The sequence below is a fragment of the Arthrobacter sp. JCM 19049 genome (genome assembly GCF_001310435.1).
In genome coordinates, this window is sequence record NZ_BAXF01000147.1 from 1 (window position 1) to 4,846 (window position 4,846).

4 protein-coding genes and 1 pseudogene are annotated in these 4,846 nt (G+C 66.6%); 3 read left to right on the forward strand and 2 right to left on the reverse strand.

From position 1 onward, the window contains the following. A pseudogene (locus tag JCM19049_RS19520) lies at positions 1–611 on the reverse strand (type III polyketide synthase); the annotation flags it as partial. A 162-nt stretch (positions 612–773) separates the two neighbouring features. Here JCM19049_RS19520 and JCM19049_RS08220 point away from each other — a divergent pair. Together JCM19049_RS08220 and JCM19049_RS08225 are read left to right on the forward strand one after the other, a co-directional pair. Further along, positions 774–1,301 (forward strand): hypothetical protein, encoded by a 528-nt coding sequence (locus tag JCM19049_RS08220; RefSeq protein ID WP_054821345.1) that lies wholly within the window; start codon positions 774–776, stop codon positions 1,299–1,301. Positions 1,302–1,530: 229 nt separating this feature from the next. Beyond that, entirely contained in the window at positions 1,531–1,902 is a 372-nt protein-coding gene (locus JCM19049_RS08225) for a hypothetical protein (protein ID WP_054821346.1), read from the forward strand. Positions 1,903–2,159: 257 nt separating this feature from the next. On the opposite strand, the gene JCM19049_RS08230 is transcribed toward JCM19049_RS08225, so the two are convergent. After that, positions 2,160–3,308 (reverse strand): hypothetical protein, encoded by a 1,149-nt coding sequence (locus JCM19049_RS08230; RefSeq protein ID WP_054821347.1) that lies wholly within the window; start codon positions 3,306–3,308, stop codon positions 2,160–2,162. A 234-nt stretch (positions 3,309–3,542) separates the two neighbouring features. On the opposite strand from JCM19049_RS08230, the gene JCM19049_RS08235 reads away from it, so the two are divergent. Then, on the forward strand, positions 3,543–4,846 hold a 1,304-nt coding region (locus JCM19049_RS08235; protein WP_054821348.1), incomplete at its 3' end, for a carboxyl transferase domain-containing protein.

The following is a 4,846-nucleotide window of genomic DNA, read 5'->3' on the forward strand; positions in this document are numbered from 1 at the left end:
CGCCGAACCCATGATGGTGTCCGGGTCGTGGAGGAATGCACGTGCAACGTGCACAGTTCCGCGCACACCACCAGCGCCACCGCGTCCGGGTTCGCCTTGCAGTAGTCGGCCGCCGCCCGCAGGCCCGGGAAGGCCGCGTAGCAGCCCATGAACCCAGGTGGTAGCGGCGGGTGGCCGGGTTCAATCCGAGCGCCGCACAATCTGGTAGTCCGGGCCAGGGTTGTAGAAGCCGGTGCAGGACACGGTGATCAGGTCCGTGACCTGGGAGGGATCCACGTCAGGGCAGGCGTCCAAGGCCTTGCGCGCCGCCTCAATGTACAGCGCCGGCGCTTGGCGGCGTACACCTCGTTGCGGGTGCGGGTGCTGGGGCGGCGCAGCTCATTGGTTTGCCCGTCGTAGAACACCGCTTCACCCTCCGCCGGCTTGTCCCCGTCAAACTCCTCCACCACGGTGTAGCGGGTGTCAATGGCCGCGGAGTCAAAGGAGGTGGAGATCAGCCGCTGTCCCAGCCGGGTCAGCCCGGGCTGGGCGGCAAAGACGTCACGAACCTCGGGCTGGTGCAGGACAGTGGACGGCACGGCCGTCTGAATGGTTCTAAGCATGACCGACATGGGCCGAGCCTATGCGGTGGCTTCGGGGCGGTAAAGGACGTTCAGCAATTCCCAGTGGATCCGAACCTTCACCCCACACACCTTGCAGCGCCTGTGTCCGCGACGGCCCAGGATACCGCTTGCCGGTGATGCTCCCGGTCAGCCGGCTGCTAGCATCAGCCCATGACCGACCCGTTGCGGACGCTGGCGCCTGTCACCATAGATAACACCACATTCTTCGTGGACGAAGCACGCCCGGTCGCGGTGCTGCGCCGCACCGGGCAACCGGACCGCATGGTGAGCTGGCCCCGGCTCAACGTAGGGATTCACCATCCGCAGACGCTGCTGCACCGGGCAGGGAACGCCTTGTGGGTCAGCTACTCCCCCTGGGACAGCACCAGCGATGAGCGCTACCCGGCGCTGTGCGCACCCCAGGACATGGCCGCCGTCCGCATTGGATTGGAGGGGGACCTGGGTTTCGTGCAGACCGCGGGGACAAAGATCCTCGGGGTCACGAACGAGGGGCTGTGGACCGGCAGCTCGCCCTTTCAGGCCATCGATGAGGACTACCATGGGGTCCGGAACCGAGCGGATGTGCATACCCCGACACCCTGCAATTGCACCGTCCGGGACAACCGCCGCTCAGCATCGAGTTTGACCGACACCTGTTCGCGGTGCGGCAACGCGGACAGAGTATCGAAATGTGGTTGAACCCCTCTCCACCGATCACGCACCCGGATCAAGCCGGAGGTGCAGGCTATGAGTACCGGCTCACCCGGATCCCTTTGCCGCCGCTAAACTCCATCGCCGATGCGCTCAGGTTCCGGGACCTGGTGCCGCAGGGCTGGGGCGAGCCGGTCAGCGAGCAGGAGTTGGAGCAGCTGGAGGAAGAGTATCTTGAACCAGCGCAAGGTGATCCGGGGTTGATTGACCTGCAGGGATGGTGGGAACCCACTGGGAGCTGGTCGAGCTATCGGCCGTACAGCGGGAACAGGCGATCGCGGCCGTTACCGACCAGTTTTTCAACCTCGAGCAGTTCTGGCACGACTCCTCGGGAGAGGCCCTGCCGTTGACCGAGGGGTTGAGCGACGCACAGTGCCAGGTAGTGGGGCGGTGGCCGCAGGTGCAGGTGGTGGTCGATTTCCATCACCCACACTACCCGCAGGGCATCTTGCGCCGCAGCTTCCAAGTGTTCGATGAGGCCGGGCGGGTTCACCTGCATTCCTACGCCGGCATCAACCTGATGGAGGATCTGGACACCGGGGACCTGCCGGAGCCCGGACAGGCAAAAGACGGGGTACTGCGGATCTGAGCGACGCGCCCACTCCAGGGATCGCGGCTACACTGCTGCTCAGCGTGCGGTCCGGCCGCGCGCACATGAAGGAGCTGATCCACCATGGCACTGCACGTTCTGGGAAGGACCGGCCTGCACCTCGCCGTGCTGCCGTTGCCGACGGTTCCCGTGCTGTCCACCCCCAGGACGTCGACCTCGGCAGCTTGGCCACGCCAGCTGACCTTGCCGGTTGGGCGCATCTCGCCCGTCTCGGGCACCGGCTGTCAACCGGGCTCTCACCGGCCCGCGTCCGCAGCCTCTTCCTCGGCCTGCAGCTTCTGCATGGTCACCTCCAGCAGCGCCGCCGTGGTGCGGATGAACGCACTGATCCAGCCGAACAGCACGGCCACCGCCGCCAGTTCAAACCCGGTGAGGTTGAAGTAGTCCCAACGGGCCCAGAGCATCATGGACAGCACCAGCCCGCCCAGGGCGGCCAGGGAAAGCAGGTGGAAGATCGCCGGAAAGCCGGGGAACAGGAAAACGGAGCCGGCCAACAGCACCACCAGGGCGGCGCTGGCCGCCCACACTCCGCTGGCGTGCAGGTCCCCGAGGGTGTTCACCGGCACCACGGCGGCGAGCATCACCCCACCGGCCACGATCAGCAGGCACCAGCGCACCACCTTCGGCCGGGGCCGGAAGACCCGTGAGAGCCGCTGCCCGCGCACCCGGGCCCGCCGGTCATAGGCCTGGGCCAGCCGGCTGAGGTCCCGCAGCAGGAATTCGCTGAAGGTCGCCAGCACCAGGCCGGTGACGAACAAGGTGGTGTTAAACGCCCAGAAGGAGCGCACCCCGCTGTCGAAGGTGCCCAGGGTGGAGAACATGGTTTTCCACCAGATCGGGTTTTCGGCCACCAGCATGCTGAGCATGACCCCGGAGACCATGAACCCGCCCAGCACCACCGACAGGGTATGCGAACTGGTGCGGGCGGTGGCCTCCAGGGAAATGTAGGCGCTCAGCCCCGTCCCGAGCCCCACCATCACACTGCCGGCGAACATGTCCACGGTCAGCCCGAAGAAGGAACGCTGGATCAGGTAGAAGAAGACGTTCAGGGCCATCACGGCAATCGCGGCGTGCACCAGCAGCAGGGCGAACATGGCGTTCAGCTCCCGCCAGCGCGGCAGTTCGCACAGCCAGCGCTCCCGCTGCACCAGCAGGTGCCGGAATCCCCAGACGCTGCTGCCGGCCGCGGCAACGCCCCCGGAAATGGCGCCCAACGCCCCCACAGACAGCCCGCCGTAGAGGGTGGGTCGACCACCGGCGAAGAGCAGCAGGCCCACGGCCGTGCCCAGCAGCGAGCAAATCAGTCCGGCCCAGAGTGCCTGGCGCTCAATGTCCAGTTCAACGGCAGGCGAATGGCGGGTATCCGAAGGGCTGAGGGTAGACACCCCTCTATTGTGGCTTTTTGCCGCCGCGTTTTCATTTTTGGGTCCAGCCCGGACCGCCACGGCCAGCTCCCGGCCCCCTCCCCGGCCCGCCTCGGTGCCCTGCCCGCCGGGGAATGCGGGCAAAACACGGTGACGGCATTGACATGGCGCGCGTCACACTGTTGGCTAGAAGAGTAAATGACCCTTAACTGAAAAGCGGGTCGCTTCTTACCTCCACCCGATGGGAAGTGACTGATGAGCACACCAACTCCGGACACCGCACCGAGCATGAGAGACCTGGTCGATGAGCTGCGCGAAAAACTGGCGCGCAGCGCCCTGGGCGGCAGTGAAAAGTCCCGGGCACGCCACGTGTCCCGCGGCAAGCTGCTGCCGCGCGAACGGATCAGCCGGCTGCTGGATGAAGGCTCGGATTTCCTGGAGGTCGCCCCGCTGGCGGCCCACGGACTCTACGACGATGCGAGTCCCGGCGCCGGGATGATCACCGGCATTGGCCAGGTCGCCGGGCGCGCGGTGATGGTGGTGTGCAATGACGCCACGGTCAAGGGCGGAACCTACTTCCCGATGACCGTGAAGAAGCACCTGCGGGCCCAGCAGATTGCCCTGGAGCACCGCCTGCCGTGCATCTACCTGGTGGATTCGGGCGGTGCCTTCCTGCCCATGCAGGATGAGGTGTTCCCGGACCGCGAGCACTTCGGGCGGATCTTCTACAATCAGGCCCAGCTCTCCTCGCGCGGCATCCCCCAGCTCTCCGCGGTGCTCGGCTCCTGCACCGCCGGCGGGGCCTACGTGCCGGCGATGAGCGATGAAACCGTGATCGTGCGCGAGCAGGGCACCATATTCCTGGGCGGCCCGCCCCTGGTGAAGGCCGCCATCGGCGAGGAAGTCAGCGCGGAGGAGCTGGGCGGCGGCCAACTGCACGCCGAGGTCTCCGGGGTGGTGGACCACCTGGCCGAGAACGATGAACACGCCCTGTCGATGATCCGCGACATGGTGCGCACCCTGCCCGAACCGACGCCGGGCCCGGAACGCGACTGGAACGAACCGGCCAAGGACCCGGCCGGGCTGCTGGAGGCGGTCCCGGTGGACGTGAACGCCTCCTACGACGTGCACGAGGTCATCGAACGCATCGTGGACGGCGGGTCGGTCAGCGAATTCAAGCCGGAGTACGGCACCACGCTGGTGACCGCGTTCGCCACCATCTACGGGATGAAGGTCGGAATCCTGGCCAACAACGGGGTGCTGTTCTCCGAATCGGCGATGAAGGGCGCGCACTTCATCGAGCTGTGCGACCAGCGCGGCATCCCGCTGGTGTTCCTGCAGAACATTTCCGGGTTCATGGTCGGGCGGGATGCGGAGGCCGGGGGCATCGCCAAGCACGGGGCGAAGCTGGTCACCGCGGTGGCCACCTGCCGGGTTGCGAAGTACACGATCATCATCGGCGGCTCCTTCGGGGCCGGGAACTACGCCATGTGCGGGCGGGCCTACTCCCCCCGCTTCCTGTGGATGTGGCCCAACGCCCGGATCTCGGTGATGGGCGG

What these genes read in the sequence shown, in the direction of transcription:
- JCM19049_RS08220 (WP_054821345.1), top strand. Translation starts at nt 774, where the DNA reads ATGACCGACCCGTTGCGGACGCTGGCGCCTGTCACCATAGATAACACC.
- JCM19049_RS08225 (WP_054821346.1), top strand. Translation starts at nt 1,531, where the DNA reads ATGGTGGGAACCCACTGGGAGCTGGTCGAGCTATCGGCCGTACAGCGG.